Source organism: Hydrogenobacter sp. T-2, assembly GCF_033971325.1.
Taxonomy (GTDB): Bacteria; Aquificota; Aquificia; order Aquificales; family Aquificaceae; genus Pampinifervens; species Pampinifervens diazotrophicum.
The window spans coordinates 1644973-1664322 of sequence record NZ_CP117180.1 but is presented as its reverse complement, the minus strand read 5'-3'; the positions used below and the strand labels follow the sequence as shown (position 1 = coordinate 1664322).

The window sequence follows — 19350 nt, the reverse complement described above, 5'->3', positions numbered from 1 at the left end:
GTGTGAAACAATCAAGCAACAAATTACCATTATTAGGTATAAATGTCAATATTTTCAGAGACTGGTCGCCAAGACTTACTTAAAGCCAAAAGACTCTTGGAGTTTTCCGTGAAAGGCTATGTGCCCTACGACCCAAATAAGAGCTATGAGCCAGAAGAGCTTGAAAGTTATGATGCTATGAGCTTTAGGTTTGAAAAGTTTGTGGAGACCGCTTTGAGTTTTTTCGTATCTCTTGAGCTGTATCTTTACGGCGAGAAGTCTGCCACTTTGAGAGATAGGCTTTTGAAACTCCAAAGAGCTGGATACCTTCAAGATGTGGAGCTATGGATATCCGCAAGGCTTTTGAGGAACAAGATAGCCCACGCCTATATTCCAGATGAATTAGCAGAGATTTTTGAAAATGTAGTGAGTTTTTCAAAGAGGCTATTCATAGAAGTGGAAACTTTAGAAGTAAAACTGAAAGCCATAGGCTAAACCACTACAAACTTCCAATAGCCCACTTCAAGGTATCCAAAACATGGTCCATTTCCTCAATACTAATCACTAAAGGCATCATCAAGACCATAACATCCCCCAAAGGTCTCAAAAATACGCCTCTTTCTCTGCATTTATAACCCACTTTAAAGCCTGTTCTCTCCCCATAAGGAAACCTTTCACCAGTTTTTTTATCTTTTACCAACTCTATACCTGCCATAAAGCCAAGCTGACGCACGTCTCCTACATGCTTAAGTTCCCAAAACTCTTCAAGCCTCTTTCTGAGATGTTCTATCTTTGGCTGGAGCTTTTCAAGGGTTCTCTCCTCTTCAAAGACCTCTAAGTTTGCCAGAGCTACCGCACAGGCAAGGTTGTTGCCCGTGTAGGTGTGTCCATGATAAAAGTGCTTTAGCTCTCCAAACTCTCCAAGAAAGGCATTAAAGACCTCTTCGGTGGTTAAGGTTGCTGCCAGAGGCAGATATCCACCCGTTATTCCCTTGCCAAGGCACATAAAGTCCGGGCTTACTTCCTCCTGCTCGCAGTAAAACATAGTGCCAGTTCTTCCAAAACCTGTTGCCACCTCATCCACTATAAGCAGAGTGTTGTATTTCCTTGTGAGTTCTCTAACACCTCTTAGAAAGCCTCTTGGAAAGGGTAGCATGCCCGCTGCACCTTGAATGCCTGCTTCCAAGCTCACCGCCACTATATCTTCTCTGCTCTTGAGTATTTCCTCAAGCATATTCAAAAGCTCTTGCTTACACTCATCGCAAAGCCTTCCGTATTTTTCTTTGCAAAAGAGGTAGGGCGATGGAAGTTTAATGCTTTCAAAAAGTAAGTCTTTGTATGTTCCATGAAAGAGGTCTATGCCCCCAAGACTAACCGCACCCAGCGTGTCTCCGTGATAGGCTTCTGATAGGGTAATAAAGGCTTTTCTTTTCTCTCCCTTATTCCCCCAGTATTGGTATGCCAGCTTTATGGCAATTTCCACCGCCTCCGCACCATCCTCCGAATAAAAGACCTTTGTAAGCCCCTTTGGTGCTATTTCCACGAGCCTTTTAGCCAAGAGGATAGCTGGCACATTGGAGCTTCCAAGTGTTGTGGTGTGTGCCACCTTCTGAAGTTGGTCAATTAACGCCTTGTTTAGCTTTGGATGGTTGTGTCCGTGCACGTTGCACCATAGGGAGGATATGGCATCTATGAACCTTCTACCCTTTATATCATAAAGATACACACCCTCTCCCCTTTCAAAGATGAGGTTTTCTTCCTCTCTGTAGACCTTCATCTGTGTAAAGGGATGCCAAAAGTATTCCTTGTCCCAAAGTTCAAGTTTTTCCATCTTAAACCCCTCTTCTCTTGAGTTTATAGTCCTTTAAGGATGTAAACTTTAAAATGGTTTCCCAATTTATTGAACCATCTTTTCTACAAAACAGGTTAGAAAAATCCTTAGTGAGCCTATTTAATAGCTTTTCGTATTCAACTTGATATTCTTCGTTCTTTTCCTTTGCTTTATATCCTATGGGTTCAACCACAAGAATGTAAAAATCTTCTATACCGCTTATCAATTCCCAAAAATCTTTCCCACAGTATTTATAGTAAAAGCCCCTGTTTATAACTCCACATCTTCCATAGCAACAACCTTCCACAAACTCTGCCTTTATACCTTTAGGTAAAATCCTCTTTATTTTCTCAAAATGTTTTTCCATTTGCTTTATCTGAGAGCTATTGCCCCAATTAGGACCCGATTTTATGGAAACAAAGTATCTAACGCCCTCTCTTTCAAACTCAAGGTCTATGCCTTCAGACGAGGATTTTCTTCCGCAGTAAACCCTGCTACACACGAATATGGCAAGCTCTTCAAGCCAATTACCGAATATGGTCTCCTCCTGAGATGCAAGATAGTAGTCAACCAAACCTTTAACTATTTCGTAAGCATTCTCCATTCCTTTAGCTTTGTATAGATAAGGATTTTTACGCTTAATTATATCAGTCAGCTTGGCTTGAGCAAGTTTTAAGATACGCTTTTCATGAAACTTTACAATATTTTCCTCGCAATAATCCCTTACATCCTTTAAAAGGACCTCAATATCCATGCTTTACCAAGTTTAATTGATTAAAATTAGCTTCCTTTGTTAACCTTTCCTCTGCCAGCTTTACATATTCAGGAACTATGTCTATGCCTATACAATTCCTTCCAAGCCTATAACTTGCCACACATGTAGTTCCACTTCCCATGAAAGGGTCAAGGACAGTGTCTCCTTCTTGGGTAAACAGTTTTATAAACCACTCTGGAAGTTCCACTGGAAACACCGCACTATGCCCCTTAAAACTACATTCTGTAGACAGGTGTAGAACGTTTGTTGGATACACCCAGTCCTTGCCAAGCCAGTTTATGACTCTTTTTCCAAAACCTGAGCGAGTATTTGAGTTAAACCTTATAAGGTCATTTTTACTAAGTTTGGAAAGCCTTTTTTCCGCCCAACTTCCTATTGGCACCTTTACCGCATCCTGAAACATCTTGAACCTTTTACTTTTGGTAAAATGCAAGAGCCTTTCCCAAGCATCTCTGAACCTGTTGGGCCACTTACCCGGATAGCAATTCTTCTTATGCCATACGTATTCCTCAATCCATAGCCACCCTTCCCTCTTAAGAGCAAGAATTAACTCTATCACATAGGTGTGTCTCTCTCCATTTACAACTCTTTCCTTTATGTTTAATACAAAAGAGCCGTCCTTTTTAAGGACTCTGTAGAACTCTCTCGCCCTTGGCAAAAACCATTCCACATACTTGTCTGGATGTATTCCGCCGTAAGTGTTTTTCCTTCTATCCGCATAAGGAGGTGAAGTAAATATAAGGCCAACGCTTTCGTCAGGTATTTTCTTAAGAACCTCAAGACAGTCCCCATGATAGAGATAAACTTGAGGCCTCATTACCATGATAATAATTATAATAGCCTCCACACCACTACCAGCTCTCCCTTTATTTCTCCCCTACTTTCCAAATCCTTTAGGACCTCAGAGAGCTTGCCCCTTATATACTCCTCGTGTATCTTTGTAAGCTCACGTGCCACACAAAGAGGAACTTCCGAGCCATATACCTTCTCCATAACCTGTAGACTTTTTACCACTCTGTTGGGTGATTCAAAAGCTATTATGGTGCTATCCTTGTAAACCTTTAGCTCCTCAAAGAACTTTTCAAGCCCTTTCCTTGGCAGAAAGCCTACAAAGGTAAACCTATCTGTTGGAAGACCAGAGCCTACAAGGGCAGTAAGGACAGCACTGGGTCCAGGGATTACCTCTACTGGTATACCCTTTTCCACACATGCTCTTATTAGTCTGTATCCTGGGTCTGAGATGGAGGGCATGCCAGAGTCTGACACAAGGGCAACGTCTTCCTTTTCAAGGAGCTTTAGAACCTTTGGCACTTGCACGCTTTCCTTTGGCTCGTAGTAGGATATGAGTTTTTTGTCCTTTATGTTGTAGTGGTTAAGAAGTATCAAAGTTCTGCGCGTGTCTTCGCAGGCTATGAAGTTAACGCTTTGGAGCACCTCAAGGGCTCTTAGGGTAATGTCTTTTAAGTTTCCTATGGGAGTGGCAACCACATAGAGCTTTCCCATCTTACTTCACCAAAAGAAGAGGTATGTTTATATGGTGCAGGACAAAGCTTGTTATACTTCCAAGAAATAGCTCTCTCACTTTCCCCTTTGAATAGGCTCCCATAAGCAGTAGGTCCACATCTCCCTCGTTGCAATGGCTCACTATCTTTTCCTCTGGTATTCCCTGCAAAACCTCCAACTCAACACCTTCAGGTCTTTCTGGAGGCGTATCACCCACATAAAGTGCGTAAAGCCTGGCATCATAGAGCTTAGAGAGTTCCTTTGCAAGCTCAAGGGCTTTTTTTGAAATGTCTCCTCCATCGTAGGCAAGGCATATGTTTCTTATGTGCCTTTTCTCTTCAGGAACAAGCATAACTGGAGACTTGCTCCTTCTTGAGACTACCTCTGCGGTGGAGCTAAGGAGAAAGCCCTTTATGGGACGCTTGCCCCTTCTTCCAATAATTAGTAAGTCCTCTGGGTCTGCCTGTTTGACAAGCTCCTCGTAGGGTATGCCTATGGTTTGAAAAGAGGAAACCCTTACACCCCTTTGTCTACCCTCTGCGAGAAACTCCTCTATAAGGGTATTAGCCTGCTCCTCCAAAAAATCTTTTACCTTCCGAGATATGCCAAGATAGTAGGTAAAGCCAAGCACTCCCGCCAAGTCCTCTAAAAAGCTCTCCTCAAGCAGTCTGTTATCTATTATGTGAACTCCCACCACAGGAACTTGAAGACTCTCTCCCAGCTCAAAGGCATAGTCCTTTGCGGTCCAGCCGGGCTTTGAGCCGTCAATACCTACCACTATCCTCTTAAATATCAAGGTTTCTCACCTCTCTTGCGTAGGCCTCTATAAACTCTCTTCTTGGCTCTACCTCTTCTCCCAAGAGTATGGAGAGTATCCTGTCCGCCTCTGCTGCATCCTCTATGCTAACTCTGAGAAGTCTTCTTGTGGCAGGGTTCATGGTGGTTTCCCAAAGCTGTTCTGGGTTCATCTCCCCAAGACCCTTATATCTTTGTATTTCAAAGGACTCCTTTACCAACTCCATAGCTTTAGAATAAAGGTCCTGCGGGCTTTCCACTTCTACAGACTTCCTTTCGTAGACTATTTTCACAGGGAACTTTACCCTTGAACCCTCAAGAAGAGACCTGTAGGACAGAGAAGAGAGAAAGTCCACATCTACCATAACCCTTCTGTTAGTCATCTTGTCTTTGAAAACTATCTCGTAGGCATCCTCAAGCCTATCGTAGTGGGTATCTATAGCCATGTCAGAGAGCAGTTTCTCAAGCTCCTTTACCTTTTCGCCAAGAAGAGAAGAATCCCTTAGAGTTTCCTCTGTAATACCTGCAATGAGAAGAGCCTTGAGGACTTCTTCTCCCTTTAGCCTTGCCATAGCTCTATAGCCTTCTTCAATTTCCTTTACCTGCTTTAGGACCTGCGAGAGGTTTTCTCCTCTGTATTCTGCCCCACTTTGGTCTATGAGGACTGCCTCCTCTTCAAGGGTTTTGAGGAGAATGCTTTCAAGCTCTCTGTCATCCTTCACGTATTGAGACCTTTTGCCCTTCTTTATCCTGTAAAGTGGTGGCTGTGCTATGTATAGATGTCCTGCGTCTATTAACTTTGGCATATACCTGTAGAAAAAGGTAAGAAGTAGAGTCCTTATGTGTGAGCCGTCCACGTCCGCATCCGTCATTAGGATTATTTTGTGATACCTGAGCTTTGAAAGGTCTAAGTCTTCACCTATACCACAGCCAAGAGAGCTAACTATGGTCTTTACCTCTTCGTTAGCAAAGACCTTGTCAAGCCTTGCCTTTTCCACGTTGAGTATTTTTCCTCTAAGAGGCAGGATTGCCTGAGTTCTTCTGTCTCTTCCCTGCTTGGCAGAGCCTCCTGCGGACTCACCCTCTACTATGAATATCTCGCACTTGCTTGGGTCTCTTTCTGAGCAGTCCGCCAGCTTGCCTGGAAGAGAAGAGTCCTCAAGAGGAGACTTTCTACGCACTAACTCCTTTGCCTTTTTAGCTGCCTCTCTTGCCAGTGCAGCCTCTACTGCCTTTTCTACTATAAGCCTAAATATGTCTCTGTTTTTGTCAAAGTATTCTGAGAGGTATTCGTAGGTTATGGACTCCACTATGTTCTTTACATTTTGGTTTCCAAGTTTTGTCTTTGTTTGTCCTTCAAACTGAGGCTCTGGCACTTTACAGGATATGACCGCCACCAGCCCCTCCCTTAGGTCTTCACCTGTTATGGTTTCCTTTAGCTCCTTCTGGAGCTTAATATTGGGTAAAACCTTCATAACCGCCTTTGTAAGACCAGACCTAAAGCCTGTCAGATGCGTTCCACCCTCAAGGGTCTTTATGTTATTCACAAAGGTTTCCACAGACTCTCTGTAGTCCTTTGTATAGGTAAAGGCTATATCCACATCCACACCATCTTTCTCACCCCTTATCCTTATCACTTGGTCAAACAATTGCTCCTTGCCACCGCAGAGAAACTTCACCAAATCCTCTATACCCTTGTCAAACTTGTAGGTTAAGTCTTTTCCACTTCTTTCGTCAACAAGCCTAAAGGTGCACTCAGGGTTTAAATATGCCAACTCCCTTATGCGTCTTTCTACGATGTCAAATTTTATCTTTGTAGTTTCAAATATCTCTGGGTCTGGCTTAAAGACCACCTTTGTCCCACGCTTTGTGGTATTACCTACCACCTTTACTTCATACAGTGGCTCTCCTCTTCTGTATTCCTGCTTGTGTATCTTTCCATCCCTGTAGACCTCAACCATGAGCCACTCGGAGAGAGCATTTACCACCGAAGCACCCACACCGTGCAAACCCCCAGAGTATCTGTAGACCTTTTTGTCAAACTTTCCTCCTGCACCAAGCATGGTAAAGACCATCTGAACCGCAGGAAGACCCGTATCTGGGTGAATGTCTACGGGTATACCCCTTCCGTCATCCTCTACCGTTATAGAACCGTCCGCATGGATTATAAGGTTTATGTGGCTGGCATAACCAGCCATATGCTCGTCCACTGCGTTGTCAAGTATTTCCCATATGAGATGATGAAGCCCCCTCTCACCTATGTCTCCTATATACATAGAGGGTCTTAAGCGGACATGCTCAAGACCAGTGACTGCCTTTATGTCTGTTGCTTGGTATTCCCTTTGGATGTTTTCTTCCCTTTTCTTTCCCATGTTTTTAAAAGCACCCCCAGCGGGATTCGAACCCGCGATCTCCGCCTTGAAAGGGCGGTGTCCTGGACCGGGCTAGACGATGGGGGCTAAACCTTTATAAATTATAGCAAAGCATCCCTTTCATGTCAAGTGGTTGAACCCTCTTCATCAAGATAAAAGACATCATCAGATATGGGCTCGTTCCACCTTTTGAAGCCAGGAAGTGCCTCCACTCTATACCACGCAGACCTATACCATACTCCCTTAGGCTGTCTTTTTACTGGGGCAACCTCTGCCGCTTTTGTCTCCGCATGGTAGTCCCAAGTTATGTAGGCGTTAAAGTCTTGGACTATATCCGTTATGGCTACGCCAAACTCTGTGGTCAAAGCTACTTGGAAGTCTCTCCAACGAAAAACAGAAGAGTCTCTAAGAGTTAGACCAAAATAGCCTACACCACCATCCTCTCTAAGGGTTGCTATGCCTCTACCTATAAAAGCTCTAAAGGCAGGCAAGGTCTCTGGTGGATCTGAGACAAAAACATCATAGTGCCCCAATATTTCTTGAGGGAATGGGTTTCTCAAGTCCCAGACCCTTGCCTCTGCATTATCTATGCCAAGCTCTTTGAAAATCCTGTTGTCAAAGTCAATTAATCTCTTATCTATGTCTATAACCAGAACACTGCGAGCCTTCCTTGAGAGGGCTACCGCCAGACCAGTAAGGTCATCCTCTGCACCCAAGACAAGAATATCCTTGTTTCTTAGGTCGCCTCTAGAGTCCATAAAGAGCACCCTTGCCACCGTGGTCTCTGGCGTGACAGAGCCTTGGTCGTAGTCCCTTATGGCATTGGGTCTGTCCTTTGTAATTTGAAGAAACTCTCTATAAAACTCTATGTCCACATAAAAGGGAATGCCTCTGCCCTCACAGGCTTGGCACACATATTCCACATATGGCTCTATGCCAAGGTCTCTCACCAAGTCAAAACCCTTTTGAGTGAGCCTTATGTTTTCCTCGTCATCTATAAAGGCTATACCCTTTTCCACCAAGGTCTTTATTATGCCAGAGGCTGCAGGCACAGGCAGGTCGGACATATCCACTATTTCCCAAAAGTCTCCACTTTTGAGAAGTGCGGAAAGCACACGCTCTATGTTCTTTTTGTAAACCCTAACACCACCCAATTCCCTTGCCCTACTGGCAAGCTCCACAAGGATGCTCAATATACCACCTCCATTCCAAGAGTTTAAGCTGTATAATTATACCACAACACGGAGGCTATTATGAAAGTGCAAAAACTCTTTAGAAACTTACCACAAGACCCAGCAAGCCTTGAGCCCTTTTCAGACTGGCAGGAGATATCTCCAACCTTTGAAAAGCTACCCATAGGTGATTGCACTCTCCTCGTGGCAAGCATAAGGGATGAGGACTTTGACAAACTCCTGCATATATTCCAAAGCAGAGAGGAGGCGATGGGAGCTTTCCTTAGTGTAGCCATGGAGCATGGCTGGGAAGAAGTTCCACAAACCTATTGCATATACCACGCCCAAGAGACAAATGGTAAACTCATAGCAGGTCTAAGCATAGAGGGACAAAGGAACACCTACGAGCAGACCACGGTGGAGCAGATGGTTCAAGCAATGGCAAGGGTTCACAGAGTGGTGGTTTACTCCTCTGACCTGTTAACCTACATAAAGGACATCTATCCAGAGGTAGACCAAAAAGCCTATGTTATCGCAAGGGAGATAGCCAAAAGACTTGGAAAAGCACCAGAGCTTGAGGAGCTGGCAAAGATATATGGCATGCCTATTGAGAGCCTTGAGGAAAAGCTAAACCTCATAGAAAAGCTCCTTGAAAACCCCCTTAGGACACCCTATGGAGAGGTAAATTTACCACCCTTTAGCTACCCACTTGCGGAATGTGAATAAATGGTGTATAATCCCTTTCATAGGTTTTTGGAAGCCTGTGCTTCCATGACATCTTGGCAGTTGAATAGGGTTTTTGGTCTTTGAAGTTAAGGGGGTAGTATTCACTCAAGAGGCTTGAGAAGTCTCTCCTCGTCAACTTCCATTATGGCGGTCTTTTCTTTGAGTTTTTCCAACTCCTTTAACTTTTTGGCTATTAGCTCTCCCATTGAGATATTCCTTTTTATGCTCTCTATACGCAGGCTTTCCCAGAGGTCATAGGGTAGAGATATAGTGGTTCTCTTAAACTTTTGCCTTTTCCTCTGCTTACCTCTCATAGCTTATATTTTAATGCCCTTATGCTTTTATGTTTTAGCATAAAGATGTAGTGATGCTTTGATGTTTTGATGACATATGCCTCAAAGCCTTGTCTCTCAATGGTTTAAATTTGACAATACCACACTCAACCTTGCAGGACCTGACACTTCTGGCAAACCACCTTCACTTGAGAGGGGTGCCCCCTTGACAAAATGCTTGATATGTCTTATTATTCTTTATGTGGTGAGTTGAGGTTGCTAATCCACCGTGTGGAGTTGAAACGGGACCTTTAACGTCCCTGGTCTGCTCATAAAGATCCTGTTGCTAATCCACCGTGTGGAGTTGAAACCAGAATAATAACTTATATACAGCCTCACCTTCCTCAGTTGCTAATCCACCGTGTGGAGTTGAAACTCATCATGGGCTAATGCTAACAGACAGATAAACAGAATGTTGCTAATCCACCGTGTGGAGTTGAAACCAGAATAATAACCTATATACAGCCTCACCTTCCTCAGTTGCTAATCCACCGTGTGGAGTTGAAACACCTCTCTAAGTTGCCTATTTACCGTGTAGAACTCAAACACACAAACCTCTCAAGAACCTTCAAAACCTCTGCCTTTTTATTTCTATAGCTTGCCCTGTTGCAAACGAGCATGGCGGTAGAGGTGGTTATCTCTTCTATTACCACAAGGTTGTTTTCCCTCAAAGTCCTTCCTGTTTGCACCAAGTCCACAATAAAGTCAGAAAGTCCAATGAGGGGTGCAAGCTCCACAGAACCGCTCAAGGGTATAACCTTACACTTTATGCCCTTTTCTGAAAAAAATTCTTGAGTTATGCGAGGGTATTTGGTGGCAACCTTTATGTAGGAGCTCTTGAGGTATTTTTCTCTGTTTTCTTCCTTGCCCGCCACCACTATCCTACAAAAGCCTATTCCAAGGTCAAAAAGCACATACAGGTCTGGTTTTTTCTCAAGTAGGACATCTCTGCCAACCACTCCAAGGTCCGCTACGCCGTTTTCTACATAAACAGGCACATCAAAGGGTTTCACAAGGAGAAACTCATAGTCTCCAACCCTTACGCTTAGCCTTCTTCCCTCTTCAAAGCCCTCTTGTATTATTCCCTTTTTGAGAAAAAGCTCAAGGCTTTCTTCAAAGAGCCTGCCCTTTGGTAGAGCAATCTTTAGCATGGCTTAAAGTATAACATCACAAAGCCCTAAGGGTAAGGTCTCCTACACTAAAAGACTTGAGACCTTCTTGAGTTAGCAAAAGCAGGCTTCCCTCCTCAGAGATGCCCTTTAAAATGCCAACCACTGGCTCTGGAGTGTAAAGTATGACCTCACTATCCTTGAAAAGTAGCCTGTCTTCTATGGCTTGTTTGAAGGCAACAAAGCCAAAGGCATTGAGCTTTTCTATGTCCCTCTCAATAAACCCTAAAAGCTCCAGAAGGAAACTAACCTTATTAAAGGTCTTACCACTAAGCATTCTAAGAGATATGGCTTCAAGGTCCTTTGGAAAGCTCTCTTGGTTGAGATTAATTCCCACACCTATAACTATCCTGTCCCTTAGCCTTTCTGTGAGAACGCCACAGACCTTCTTCCCACCCACATAAAGGTCATTGACCCACTTTATGGCAGGCATAAAGCCAAGAGCTTTTAGGTAAGAAGCCACCGAGTGAGCTATCACAAGAGGTAAAGTAGCCTCGTCTTTTATGCCTGCTGGAATAGAAAAGCTAAAATACAGCCCACCCTCTGGAGAGTGCCAGTGTCTTCCAAGCCTTCCACGACCAGAAGTTTGCCTGTTTGCAACCACCACAGTGCCCACAGAGACCCTTTTTGCTACTTCTTGCGTGGAAGAGACCTCCTCAAGCCAAAGTAAACTTCTCAGCATCTTTGAGGCTTACCTTAAGAAAGTGCGTAGCACAAGAGATACAGGGGTCAAAGCTCCTTATCACAGGCTCCGCATGGTCTCTAAGCCAATCCTCCTTGAGATTTTCCCTGTCCTTTATAAGCTCCCAAAGGGAAAGCTCTATGGCTCTTTGGTTTTGAGAGGTAGGCGGGATTATGTCCGCACTTAGTATCCTGCCTTCACTGTCAAAGGAATAGGAATGCCAGAGTATGCCTCTTGGTGCCTCTGATACTCCATAACCAGTAGAGCTCTTTGGGACCACTTCAACTTTACTTTTTTGTGGCTTTTTGTAGTCCTTCACTATCCGAATAGACCTTTCAAGGGCATGGACTATCTCTACAATTCTTACAAAAATGCCTTTGTGGGGGTTTTTTACCATGGGTTCAAGGCTTAGTTTATGAGCGGTCTCTATGGCAAGTGGTGAGAGCTTTTCAAAGGCGTTGTTAAAACGAGCTATAGGACCTACCAAGTAAACCCTTCCATCCTTTGTCATGGCATGCTTGGCGGTGGAATAGGGGACTTCAAACTCTACAAAGACACTCTTGAACTCTCTTGGACTAACCCTTACGCCTTCAAGATAGATATCTCCCTTAAGTATTGGATAATCCTCCTCTATGAGAGAGACAAATAAAACCTCCTTGAGTTCAAAGTCTGGAAAAGTAAGAGCCTTTAGTTTTTCCACAGTCCATAGAGCTTTTTCAAGAGCCTTTTCAAGGGTCTCCTTTAGCTCCGAAAGGCTCTCGGGAAGAGCACTAAAGCCACCTGGGACAACAGAAACTGGATGAGAAGTTCTTCCTCCGAGAGCTTGGATTATAAGGCTCCCTGCCCTTTTTATCTCCATCCCTGCAAGCACAAGACCCTTGTCTATTTTGGAAAGCTCAATAATTGATGGGACGTTGAAAAAATCGGGAAGATGTAGGAAAAATACGTGCAATGCGTGGCTCTGAACCCACTCTCCAAAATACATTAGCCTTCTAATTTCTTCTATATCTTCTGGTATTTTGACGCAGAAGGCGTCCTCTATAGCCTGAGCACCGCTCATCTGATAAGCGATGGGGCATATTCCACATATGCGTGCGGTAATGTCTGGTATAACTTGGTAAGGCTTTCCTTTGAGTATACCTTCTATGAACCTTGGTGGCTCGTATATTGAAAGCCTTAGACTTTCTGGTTTTCCATCCCTTAAAAACACCTCAAGGCTACCTTCTCCCTCTACCCTTGTGAGGGCTTCTATCTGAACCTTCATAGCCATTCCCTTATGCTTTTATTGTAACCATTGAAGGAAATCCTCAAAAGCTCCTTTAGAAGTTCTTGAGATACCCTTAGCCTACTGTAGCCTTCAAGGAGTGCTTGCAGGTTTGGTTTCTCCACAGGACCATAACAGCCATAACAACCTCTTTCAAAAGTGGGACAGAGAGCTCCACAACCCGCCACGGTTATTGGTCCAAGACAGATGAGCCCTTTGGCTACCACCACGCAGGGATTACCCTTCCTTTTGCACTCCAAACAAACAGGATAAGATGGGAGTTGTGGGCTTTTGCCTTGCAGAAGGGCTATAAGCACTTCCCTTAAGGCTTCCTTGTTTATGGGACAACCTCTTATTTCCAAGTCTACCTTTACAAAGTCAGAGAGAGGTTTTGAAAGGGGGTTCACTTCGTATCTTCCAGAATACACTGAAAAGTATACCTCTGAAAAGTTTTCAAAGTTCCTTGCGGATTGAATGCCTCCAGAAACCGCACAAGCACCTATGGCTACAAGAGACCTTGAGCTCTCTCTTATCCTCCTTATCCTTTCCTCCTCCTCTGGGGTGGATATGGAGCCTTCCACGAAGGCAAGGTCAAAGTAGTCCCATGTGTTCTTAGAGGATGCTTCAAGGAAGTATTGTATCTCAAGCCTTTCAGAAAGCCTTAAGAGTTCCTCCTCAAGCTCAAAAAAGGCGAGCTGACAGCCATCGCAGGAAGAAAACTTGAAAACACCTACCCTCATACCTCTTTCCTCTCAAAGTATTCTCTTATGAGGTCATACCGGAATATGGGACCATCCTTGCAAACAAAGTATGGACCTATCATGCAGTGTCCACAGGTTCCAACAGAACATTTCATATGTCTTTCCAAAGACGCGTAAAGGTTTTCCAGAAGCAAACCCTTTTCCTCAAGAATCTTCACGCAAGCCTTTACCATAGGGTCCGGTCCGCAGGCAAAAACCACCGTGTCCTTGTCAAGCTCCAAGTCCTTCAATATTTCCGTTATAAGACCTACCCTTCCCTTCCATCTTGGGTCTGGTTTGCCGAGGGTTATGTAAAACTCCACCTTTGAGCTCCAGTTTTCATAAAGGTATCTGTAAAGAAGGCTATCGTAGTCCTTTGAACCGTAAAGATGAACAAGTCTCTTAATGGGTTTGTTGAGAGCCTCTTCAAAGACCCATCTTGTTGCTGCAAGACCAAGACCTCCCGAGATTATAAGGAGGGTCTTGTTATAAGCCCTTTCTATCTCCCAGCGATTGCCATATGGACCCCTCCAATAGAGGTAGTCTCCTTCCCTTAGCTGGTCTATATGTCTTGTTACATCACCCACCGCTCTCACTGTGTGGACTATGTAGCCTTCTTCCATGCTGGCTATTGTGATAGGTGCTTCTCCCACACCAAAGGCGTATAGCATGTTATACTGCCCTGGATAGGCAGGCTCTTGAGTCCTTACATGAAAGGTATAAACTCCATCACACTCCTTTATCACTTTCTCCACCCTTCCTGCCTTCAAAAGGTAGGGGTTCTCAAGCGTAGGCAATTCTTCTTACCTCCTCCCTTATGTCTATACCTACTGGACACCATGTTATGCACCTTCCACAACCCACACAACCAAAACAGTCAAACTGGCCTACCCAATAGGCAAACTTATGCATGAGCCACTGTCTGTATCTTGAGTGGACGCTCTGTCTTAGATTGAAGCGGTGGACTGTGGCAAAAGAGGGTGAAAAGCAAGAGTCCCAGACCCTTACCCTTAGACTTTCCTCTAACTCAAGGTTGTTTCTTTCAATGATATCAAAGCAAAAACAGGTAGGGCACGCTTGAGTGCAAGAGGTGCAGGCAACACAGCGTTTTTCTATATGCTCCCAGTATTTCGCATCCATTCTTTCATATAGCCTTTTTGTGAGACCTTCCGTCTGAAAAGCCCTCTTCATCGTAAGCTCTGTTTTTTCAAGTATCTTTCTCTTCTCTTCAAAATGCTTACCTTCCGCCTCTCTTTTATCCTTTACCTTTTCTATTATCCTTTTACCCTTCTCTGAGCCTACCTCTGTTAAAAAGCCTTCAGAAAGCTCCGTGATAAGCAGGTCGTATCCTTCTTTTACCTCTGGACCCGTCTCCATAGTGGTGCAAAAACAGGTTGAAGTGGCATAAGAACAGTTTACCGCAAGCACGAAAAGACCCTCTCTCAAACTTGCATAATAGGGGTCAGGATGGGGGTTTTTGTAAAGAAAGACTGTGTCAAGCACTTTAAGAGCAGATAAATCACAGGCTCTTATATCAAAGAGGCACATAGCCTTTTCCTCTGGCACAAGGGTTTGAAAATTCAAATCTTCTCTTTCTTTCCTCACTCTAATGAGCGGAAGCTCCGTGGGATGTAAAAAACTTTTAAAGGAGTTATAAGGGTGCGTGTAGGTAAAGTAGCCCTCTACCTTTTCTATCACGCAAAAGCCAGGTGCTTCTATGTTCCTATAGCCAAGAGGTAGCTCCTCAAGGCTCTGGACCTCAGAGAGGGCAATAAGCCCATCCCTTAGCTTAGGAGCCAAGACTATGTAGCCATCCTTTAATGCTTCAAATAGCTCCCTAATCCCCTCAAGGCTTAAGAGGTAGCTCCTGCCTTTTCCTTTGCCTTCCATCTGAGATACTCCTCTATAAAGGGGTCTATGTCGCCCTCCATTACCTCCGAGACATTGCCTATCTCAAGACCAGTTCTAAGGTCCTTCACAAGCTGGTAGGGTTGGAATATATAGGACCTTATCTGATAGCCCCAGCCTATGTCTGTTTTTTCACCCTCAAGGGCTTTCTTTTTTTCCTCAAGTTTTTGAAGTTCAAGCTGGTAGAGCTTAGCCTTGAGAAGCTCAAGGGCTTTCAGCCTGTTCTGGAGCTGAGACCTCTCTTGCTGGCAGGATACCACTATGCCTGTTGGCTTGTGCCTGAGCCTCACCGCAGTGTCTGTCTTGTTTACATATTGACCTCCCGCACCACTTGCTCTGAAGGTTTCCATCTCAATATCCTCTTCCCTTATCTCTATGTTTATAGTCTCATCTATCTGTGGAGTTACGCTCACGCTGGCGAAGGATGTGTGTCTTCTTGCGTTAGCATCAAAGGGAGATATCCTCACAAGCCTATGGACCCCGTGCTCACCTTTGAGGTATCCGTAGGCGTATGGACCTTTTATTAGAAGAGTTGCACTTTTTATTCCCGCCACATCGTCTGGGTTTATATCTATCACTTCAACCTCGTAGCCATGCCTTTCCGCCCAGCGTTTATACATTCGGAGTAGCATATTCGCCCAATCGCAGGCTTCCGTGCCACCAGCACCTGCTTGAATTGTCAGGTAAGCGTTCTTTGAATCCATCTCATCGGAGAGAAAAGCCTTTATCTCCAAGTCCCTTATGGGCTTTTCTATCCTCTCTAACTCCTCCCTTAGCATCTGGAGAGTTTCTAAGTCTTCTTCTGGTGTAATCTGGAGTATTTCCTCCACGTCTTGGAGGACCTTTTGTATTTCTTCAAGCTCCCTTATGTTCTCCTCAAGCCACCTTCTTCTTTGAGTAAGGCTCTTTGCCCCTTCGGTATCTTCCCAGAAATCTGCGTTAGCCATTTTTTTATCTATTGCTTCTAACTCCTCTTTCAAGACTTGAGGGTCCAAGGTAGATTTTAAGTCCTCAAACTTCGCCTTTAGCTCTTCCAACTTTTCTTTTGTCTCCGCTATCATAAGAATTTAATATAATCTCAAATGAAGCCTTTGTGGAGGTAAAAAATGCGGAGGATAAGTGTAGCCATAGCAGGTCTTGGAAGGGTAGGAAGTCAGTTTCTTGATGCCCTTTTGAGTGTGCGGTCAGACAATGTAAGGGTTATAGCGGTGGCAGAGCCAAAAGAAGACCTACAGAGCGTAAAACTTGCCAAGGAGAAGGGCATAGCCTACTTCAGAGATGCAAGGAGTATGTTGGAGTCCCTTGAAGATAGTATCGATGTGCTCTTTGAGCTTACGGGTGATGCGGTAGTAAAAAGCGACCTTCATGAAGTACTAGTAAAAACTGGAAACAAAAAGACGGTTATAGTTCCAGAGCCCGTTGCTTACCTTATATGGAGCCTTATAACGGAGGGTGCAAAAGAGTATACCAGATGATAAGGGAGATGAAATCAGAAGACATAGAGGAAGTGCTGAGTATAAATCAAGAGTGTTTTAATTCTGACGCATGGAGCAGAAAGGCTTTTGAGAGAGAGTTTGAACTTAAACATTCCTATAAGTTTGTGCTTGAGGAGGACGGAAAAATAGTAGGCTATGCGGTTGTGTGGAAAATCTTTGAGGATGCCACTCTAATGTCCATAGCTATAAGGAAAGACCGATGGGGCAGAGGCTACGGCAAAAGGCTTATGGGTTTTCTTATAGACTACCTTAGTGGAAAAGCGGAGCGTTTTTTGCTGGATGTGAGACGGTCTAACATAAGGGCTATCAGACTTTATCAGTCTTTGGGTTTTAAAATAGTTTCAGAAAGGAAAAAGTATTACTCTGACGGTGAAAACGCCCTTCAAATGGTGCTTGAGTTGGAGGTAAAAGATGAAAATAAAGGGAAGACCTCTGAGGCTGTTGGTAAGTGAAGAGGAGATAGCCAACAGGATAAAAGGGCTTGCCAAGGAGATACAAGACTATTTTGGTGAACCCTTTTTGGTGGTGGGTCTTTTAAAGGGTGCTTTTGTCTTTACCGCAGACCTCATTAGGGCTTTTGATATCCCCGTGCAGGTGGACTTTATGTGGGTCTCCAGCTATGGCTCTATGCAGGAAAGTCAAGGTCATGTAAAGGTGGTCAAAGACTTAGACAGAGATATAGAGGGTCTAAGGGTTTTACTCGTGGATGATATATTAGACACGGGCTACACTCTTGCAGAGGTCTACAGGCTTTTGGAACTAAAAGGAGCAAGGGAGATAAAAACCTGTGTTTTGCTTGATAAGAAGGAAAGAAGAAAAGTAAACTTCAACGCAGACTTTGTGGGCTTTGAAGTGCCAAACCTCTTCCTTGTAGGTTATGGGCTTGATTGGGACGAAGAGGGAAGAAACCTAAGAGGCATATATGCGGTAGAGTAGTTTTACCTATTCAGGGGAACCACATTGGTATAACACCACGCTGAATATGGAGGGTTTATCTTCGGTGCGAATGCTGTAATAGTTAAGGATTTGGAAGGAGGGTAGTTTCCTATTTTGGTGCAGGTTTTTTCTATTTTTCTTCCACCAGCTCCATATTCAACACATATAAGTTGACAGTTATGCTTCGTGCTATTTATAACCACAAAAGTAGCCTTTTTCCTGATATCTCCCGATTTGAAAACCAAGTCCTCTATTTTTGTTTCCCTTATATATATTGGATATGGTTGTGCCTTTTCGTAGTCTATGGCAGGAACACAGGAAAGATTTGTGAGTATTAATACTCCCATCTTTTTCCATCTTATCATCTTACTTCTTCATACTCCACACCTATCGCACCCGCACCAAGCATATCTTCTATAGCCCTTTCGGAGTCTCCCTGTTTTACATCCACACCCTTTATACCATCAAGTAGCAAAAATGCCTCATATCCCAGGTTTATGGCACCAAGCACCGTGTTTTTCACACAATAGTCTGTGGCAACACCACCCACAAAGACCCTCCTTATACCTCTTTCCTTTAAAAGTTGGTCCAGCATTGTTCCCTGAAAGCCAGAGTAGGCATCAAAGTCTTTGCTTGTTCCCTTTGAGATTATAAAGCGATTGTCTGGAGGTATGTATAGGTCTGGGTGAAACTTTGCACCTTCTGTGTCTTGGACGCAATGTGGGGGCCAAACTCCTCCTTGGTCTTTGAAGGATATATGGTTTGGGGGATGCCAATCCCTCGTAAAAAACACGGGCAGACCTCTTTCAAAAAACAGCCTTATGTATTGGTTAAGTCTTGGGACTATCTTGTCTCCTTCCTGCACTGGTAGAGCACCCCCTGGCATAAAGTCTCTTTGCATATCTACCACAATGAGGGCATCCTTGACAGTCAGCCTTATCTTCATGGCAAAACCTCCACGGGTATCTCCTCTTTTAATTTAATCTCTTCAAGGCTTACTGTGCACTTGTAGGCTCTTATTTCAAGTCCAAGTTGAAAGTAGTCCAGTAGTGCTTTAGAAAATTCTGGGTCCACCCTCCAGTTTGGGGAGAATACTCTTGCATCTTCTCTTTGGACTACAAAGACCACGAGTGGCTTGTAGCCTTCCTTTGATAGTTCTATGAGCTTTTCTATGTGCTCTTTTCCTCTTTTCGTGGGAGCATCTGGGAAAAGTGCGGTTTCTCCCTCTACAAGGTTTACCGACTTTACCTCAACGGGTCTTCCTTCCACCAAAAGGTCAAACCTCTTGTTGTCAAAGCGAGGCTCAAAGGACAAGGGCAGGTTCACATACTCCGCATACAGCTTGGGAGTTATATGAGAATCTATGCATACAAGGTTTTGACCCATCCTTGCGAGCACTATCTCAAAGGGATGTTTTCCACTTTCTCTCTTTGCCACGTAAACCTCGTTGCCTTCTGACAAAAGCTCCCTTAGTCTTCCCGTGTTTCTTATATAGGCACTGTGGACCTTATCTTCAAGAGACACAAGACCCACAAACCTGTTAAGCCTTTTTATAAACTTTGCTTTCTTAAGCTCCGGAAACCTCATTTTTTAGAAAGGCCCCACCGGGCGGTGGGGCAAAACAATTAGGGGAGGGAGGGGGAGGGAGTTTCTAACTTCCCCTAACTTCT

General features: G+C 44.1%; 23 protein-coding genes, 1 tRNA gene and 1 CRISPR repeat array. Of the genes, 5 read left to right on the top strand and 19 right to left on the bottom strand.

The window, feature by feature from the left end:
- Positions 1 to 42 precede the first annotated feature (42 nt).
- Positions 43 to 474, top strand: a complete 432-nt coding sequence (locus IAE16_RS09590) for a hypothetical protein (protein ID WP_323700622.1) — start codon at positions 43 to 45, stop codon at positions 472 to 474.
- Between the two features lie 4 nt (positions 475 to 478).
- Here the strand turns inward: IAE16_RS09590 and bioA are convergent, their stop codons facing one another.
- The 8 genes from bioA to IAE16_RS09550 all read right to left on the bottom strand — a co-directional run bounded on the left by bioA (position 479) and on the right by IAE16_RS09550 (position 8448).
- Positions 479 to 1810, bottom strand: a complete 1332-nt coding sequence (bioA, locus tag IAE16_RS09585) for an adenosylmethionine--8-amino-7-oxononanoate transaminase (RefSeq protein ID WP_323700621.1) — start codon at positions 1808 to 1810, stop codon at positions 479 to 481.
- A 1-nt stretch (position 1811) separates the two neighbouring features.
- Positions 1812 to 2564 (bottom strand): PmeII family type II restriction endonuclease, encoded by a 753-nt coding sequence (locus IAE16_RS09580; RefSeq protein WP_323700620.1) that lies wholly within the window; start codon positions 2562 to 2564, stop codon positions 1812 to 1814.
- A complete protein-coding gene (locus tag IAE16_RS09575; RefSeq protein ID WP_323700619.1) occupies positions 2554 to 3408 on the bottom strand; it encodes a DNA-methyltransferase in 855 nt (284 codons plus the stop codon). Before IAE16_RS09575 ends, IAE16_RS09580 begins: the two co-directional genes overlap by 11 nt.
- A gap of 8 nt (positions 3409 to 3416) precedes the next feature.
- The gene (gene rsmI, locus IAE16_RS09570) at positions 3417 to 4088 is read right to left on the bottom strand and encodes a 16S rRNA (cytidine(1402)-2'-O)-methyltransferase (protein ID WP_323700618.1); all 672 of its coding nucleotides are present in this window, start codon (positions 4086 to 4088) and stop codon (positions 3417 to 3419) included.
- A 1-nt stretch (position 4089) separates the two neighbouring features.
- On the bottom strand, positions 4090 to 4884 hold the full coding sequence (locus tag IAE16_RS09565) for a universal stress protein (RefSeq protein ID WP_323700617.1): 795 nt from the start codon (positions 4882 to 4884) through the stop codon (positions 4090 to 4092).
- Entirely contained in the window at positions 4874 to 7255 is a 2382-nt protein-coding gene (gene gyrB, locus IAE16_RS09560; protein WP_323700616.1) for a DNA topoisomerase (ATP-hydrolyzing) subunit B, read from the bottom strand. Before gyrB ends, IAE16_RS09565 begins: the two co-directional genes overlap by 11 nt.
- Positions 7256 to 7266: 11 nt before the next feature.
- Positions 7267 to 7342 (bottom strand) — tRNA-Glu (locus IAE16_RS09555).
- 38 nt (positions 7343 to 7380) lie between these two features.
- Positions 7381 to 8448: a bis-aminopropyl spermidine synthase family protein gene (locus IAE16_RS09550; protein ID WP_323700615.1), complete on the bottom strand. Its 1068-nt coding sequence runs from the start codon at positions 8446 to 8448 to the stop codon at positions 7381 to 7383.
- A gap of 60 nt (positions 8449 to 8508) precedes the next feature.
- Here IAE16_RS09550 and IAE16_RS09545 point away from each other — a divergent pair, with 60 nt between their 5' ends.
- Positions 8509 to 9153, top strand: coding sequence for a hypothetical protein (locus tag IAE16_RS09545; protein WP_323700614.1), 645 nt, complete (start codon positions 8509 to 8511; stop codon positions 9151 to 9153).
- A gap of 101 nt (positions 9154 to 9254) precedes the next feature.
- Here the strand turns inward: IAE16_RS09545 and IAE16_RS09540 are convergent, their stop codons facing one another.
- The 8 genes from IAE16_RS09540 to prfB form a co-directional block, all read right to left on the bottom strand.
- Positions 9255 to 9467, bottom strand: coding sequence for a chromosome segregation protein SMC (locus IAE16_RS09540; protein WP_323700613.1), 213 nt, complete (start codon positions 9465 to 9467; stop codon positions 9255 to 9257).
- 233 nt (positions 9468 to 9700) lie between these two features.
- A CRISPR array of direct repeats spans positions 9701 to 9993; the repeat unit is 29 nt; unit sequence GTTGCTAATCCACCGTGTGGAGTTGAAAC.
- Positions 9994 to 10012: 19 nt separating this feature from the next.
- Positions 10013 to 10636, bottom strand: a complete 624-nt coding sequence (hisG, locus tag IAE16_RS09535) for an ATP phosphoribosyltransferase (protein WP_323700612.1) — start codon at positions 10634 to 10636, stop codon at positions 10013 to 10015.
- Positions 10637 to 10652: 16 nt separating this feature from the next.
- Complete coding sequence (locus IAE16_RS09530) at positions 10653 to 11336, bottom strand: biotin--[acetyl-CoA-carboxylase] ligase (RefSeq protein ID WP_323700611.1); 684 nt, start codon at positions 11334 to 11336, stop codon at positions 10653 to 10655.
- Positions 11311 to 12600: a Ni/Fe hydrogenase subunit alpha gene (locus IAE16_RS09525; protein WP_323700610.1), complete on the bottom strand. Its 1290-nt coding sequence runs from the start codon at positions 12598 to 12600 to the stop codon at positions 11311 to 11313. The genes IAE16_RS09530 and IAE16_RS09525 overlap by 26 nt, the downstream gene beginning before the upstream one ends.
- Positions 12597 to 13340 (bottom strand): NADH-quinone oxidoreductase subunit B family protein, encoded by a 744-nt coding sequence (locus IAE16_RS09520; protein ID WP_323700609.1) that lies wholly within the window; start codon positions 13338 to 13340, stop codon positions 12597 to 12599. The genes IAE16_RS09525 and IAE16_RS09520 overlap by 4 nt, the downstream gene beginning before the upstream one ends.
- Positions 13337 to 14137, bottom strand: coding sequence for an FAD/NAD(P)-binding protein (locus tag IAE16_RS09515; protein WP_323700608.1), 801 nt, complete (start codon positions 14135 to 14137; stop codon positions 13337 to 13339). The genes IAE16_RS09520 and IAE16_RS09515 overlap by 4 nt, the downstream gene beginning before the upstream one ends.
- The gene (locus IAE16_RS09510; protein ID WP_323700607.1) at positions 14124 to 15230 is read right to left on the bottom strand and encodes a 4Fe-4S dicluster domain-containing protein; all 1107 of its coding nucleotides are present in this window, start codon (positions 15228 to 15230) and stop codon (positions 14124 to 14126) included. The genes IAE16_RS09515 and IAE16_RS09510 overlap by 14 nt, the downstream gene beginning before the upstream one ends.
- A complete protein-coding gene (gene prfB / locus IAE16_RS09505) occupies positions 15194 to 16309 on the bottom strand; it encodes a peptide chain release factor 2 (RefSeq protein ID WP_323700606.1) in 1116 nt (371 codons plus the stop codon). Before prfB ends, IAE16_RS09510 begins: the two co-directional genes overlap by 37 nt.
- 45 nt (positions 16310 to 16354) lie before the next feature.
- Here prfB and IAE16_RS09500 point away from each other — a divergent pair, with 45 nt between their 5' ends.
- From IAE16_RS09500 to hpt, 3 genes are read left to right on the top strand one after another with little or no spacing between them, the layout of a single operon-like run.
- A complete protein-coding gene (locus IAE16_RS09500; protein WP_323700605.1) occupies positions 16355 to 16723 on the top strand; it encodes a Gfo/Idh/MocA family oxidoreductase in 369 nt (122 codons plus the stop codon).
- A complete protein-coding gene (rimI, locus tag IAE16_RS09495) occupies positions 16720 to 17196 on the top strand; it encodes a ribosomal protein S18-alanine N-acetyltransferase (protein WP_323700604.1) in 477 nt (158 codons plus the stop codon). The genes IAE16_RS09500 and rimI overlap by 4 nt, the downstream gene beginning before the upstream one ends.
- Positions 17156 to 17680, top strand: coding sequence for a hypoxanthine phosphoribosyltransferase (gene hpt / locus IAE16_RS09490; protein ID WP_323700603.1), 525 nt, complete (start codon positions 17156 to 17158; stop codon positions 17678 to 17680). Before rimI ends, hpt begins: the two co-directional genes overlap by 41 nt.
- A gap of 2 nt (positions 17681 to 17682) precedes the next feature.
- Here hpt and IAE16_RS09485 read toward each other — a convergent pair whose 3' ends face one another.
- From IAE16_RS09485 to sfsA, 3 genes are read right to left on the bottom strand one after another with little or no spacing between them, the layout of a single operon-like run.
- Positions 17683 to 18045 (bottom strand): hypothetical protein, encoded by a 363-nt coding sequence (locus tag IAE16_RS09485; RefSeq protein ID WP_323700602.1) that lies wholly within the window; start codon positions 18043 to 18045, stop codon positions 17683 to 17685.
- Complete coding sequence (locus tag IAE16_RS09480; protein WP_323700601.1) at positions 18042 to 18626, bottom strand: nicotinamidase; 585 nt, start codon at positions 18624 to 18626, stop codon at positions 18042 to 18044. The genes IAE16_RS09485 and IAE16_RS09480 overlap by 4 nt, the downstream gene beginning before the upstream one ends.
- Entirely contained in the window at positions 18623 to 19267 is a 645-nt protein-coding gene (gene sfsA, locus IAE16_RS09475) for a DNA/RNA nuclease SfsA (protein WP_323700600.1), read from the bottom strand. The genes IAE16_RS09480 and sfsA overlap by 4 nt, the downstream gene beginning before the upstream one ends.
- Between the last annotated feature and the right edge of the window lie 83 nt (positions 19268 to 19350).